Genomic DNA, 2,268 nt, shown 5'->3' on the forward strand with positions numbered 1-2,268 from the left:
CGCAAGCAGGACGTCCTCGCCGCCGCGGAGGCCGCCAAGGCCGCCGCTGAGGCAGCCGCTTCCGCCCCCGCCGCGCCGGCCCCGGCCGCCGCGTCGAAGGCACCGAAGCTGGAGACGTCCCCGCTGCGCGGCCAGACCGTCAAGATGACCCGGATGCGCAAGGTCATCGGCGACAACATGATGAAGGCCCTGCACGAGCAGGCGCAGCTGACCACCGTGGTCGAGGTGGACATCACCAAGCTGATGCGTCTGCGCAACCAGGCGAAGGAGTCGTTCGCGGCCCGCGAGGGCGTCAAGCTCTCGCCGATGCCGTTCTTCGTCAAGGCGGCGGCCCAGGCGCTGAAGGCCCACCCGGTCATCAACGCCCGGATCAACGAGGGCGAAGGCACGATCACCTACTTCGACACCGAGAACATCGGTATCGCGGTGGACTCCGAGCGCGGTCTGATGACCCCGGTCATCAAGGGCGCCGGCGACCTGAACATCGCCGGCATCTCCAAGAAGACCGCGGAGCTGGCGGCGGCGGTCCGCGCCAGCAAGATCACGCCGGACGACCTGGCCGGCGGCACCTTCACCATCAGCAACACCGGTTCGCGCGGCGCGCTGTTCGACACGATCATCGTGCCCCCGAACCAGGCCGCGATCCTCGGCATCGGTGCCACCGTCCGGCGCCCGGTGGTCATCAACCACCCGGACCTCGGCGAGACCATCGCGGTGCGCGACATGGCGTACGTCGCGCTCTCCTACGACCACCGCCTGGTGGACGGCGCCGACGCGGCCCGTTACCTGACGGCGGTCAAGGCGATCCTGGAAGCCGGCGAGTTCGAGGTCGAACTCGGCCTGTAAGGCTCTCGGAGACACCCATACGGCGACGGCGCCCCTGTCCGGATCACTCCGGGCGGGGGCGCCGCCGTATCGTCTACCCATCGACCCTGTCCCCGAGGAGCGCCTCCCATGACTCCGCCCGTCGTCCACTCGCTGCGCGAACAGATCCGCGAGCACATCGTGGAGGGGATCGTCAGCGGTCGCTGGAAGCCGGGCGAACGGATCGTCGAGCGGCGGATCGCCACCGAGCTCCAGGTCAGCCAGACGCCGGTACGGGAGGCGCTGCGGGAGCTGGAGAGCCTGCGGCTGATCGAGTCGGCGCCGAACAAGGGCGTACGGGTACGGAACCTGACGGCGGCCGACCTGGAGGAGAGCTATCCCGTACGGGCCGGCCTGGAGCAGATCGCCGCGGAGCTGGCGGCGGAGCGGCTGGCCCGGGACTGCTCGGCGCTGGAGCCGCACGTGGCGGCGCTGTACGACGCGGACCGTACGGCCGACGGGACGGCGCAGGTGCGGCACACCGTGGGCTTCCACCGGGAGCTGGTGCGGGCCGCCGGGAACGCGGTGCTGCTGCACACCTGGGAAGGGCTGGGCATCGAGGTGTTCACCGCGCTGTCGATCCGCTGGCTCGGCACCGTACAGAAGTCGTACGCGGAGGAACACCAGGATCTCGTCGAGGCGTTCCGGCGGCGGGATCCGACCATCGGCGCTCTGGTGAAGGTGCATGTGCTCGGATGTGCGCCGCGCGCCTGATTCATGCCCTTTTGATGCGACTTATCGAGCGTCACTGGGTGCCCTGGTCCACGGCACCGGATGCCACTTTCTTCAGAACGTGAAGTTTTACCCCGTACCCCTTTGATCGATCATCGATCAGCGATTTACAGTCGAACACGGGCTGCACCCAGTCCTTCGCCCTGTCCTGCCAGACAAGGCCTTTCTCCACCCCCCTCCTGTCCGGAAGGCGGCGACCATGCCCGACCCCGTAGGCAAGCTTCCGAGCGAGCTCGACCAGCTCCCGGACCGTGACACCGAGGAGACCGCCGAATGGGCGGCCTCCCTGGACGCCGTCACCGAGCATGCCGGCCCCCACCGCGCCGCGTACCTGCTGCGCCGCACCCTCCAGCACGCCGGGACCGCCGGGGTCCGGGTACCGGCCCTGCTGGAGTCCGACTACGTCAACACCATCCCCACCGCCGCCGAGCCCGCCTTCGACGGCGACGAGGCGATGGAGTCCCGGATCACCGCCTGGAACCGCTGGAACGCGGCCGCGATGGTCACCCGCGGAGCCCGCTACGGCGTCGGCGGCCACATCGCCACCTTCGCCTCGGCCGCCTGGCTCTACGAGACGGGCTTCAATCACTTCTTCCAGGGCAAGGAGGGGGACGGCAGCGGCGACCAGCTCTACATCCAGGGCCACGCCTCCCCCGGCATCTACGCCCGCGC

Annotated in this window: 2 protein-coding genes and 1 pseudogene; all 3 read left to right on the forward strand. The window is 69.6% G+C overall.

What is annotated here, in order from left to right:
- Nucleotides 1-846, forward strand: an 846-nt coding sequence (locus tag GT042_RS15080; protein WP_202532788.1) for a 2-oxo acid dehydrogenase subunit E2, incomplete at its 5' end; no start/stop codon positions are given.
- 108 nt (nt 847-954) lie between these two features.
- On the forward strand, nt 955-1,578 hold the full coding sequence (locus GT042_RS15085) for a GntR family transcriptional regulator (RefSeq protein ID WP_161309229.1): 624 nt from the start codon (nt 955-957) through the stop codon (nt 1,576-1,578).
- Between the two features lie 217 nt (nt 1,579-1,795).
- Nucleotides 1,796-2,268, forward strand: a pseudogene (locus tag GT042_RS15090) (pyruvate dehydrogenase (acetyl-transferring), homodimeric type); the annotation flags it as partial.

Source organism: Streptomyces sp. SID3212, assembly GCF_009865405.1.
In the GTDB taxonomy this organism is placed as follows: domain Bacteria; phylum Actinomycetota; class Actinomycetes; order Streptomycetales; family Streptomycetaceae; genus Streptomyces.

Coding starts and splice junctions, on each gene's coding strand:
- GT042_RS15085 (WP_161309229.1), top strand. CDS start 955: ATGACTCCGCCCGTCGTCCACTCGCTGCGCGAACAGATCCGCGAGCAC.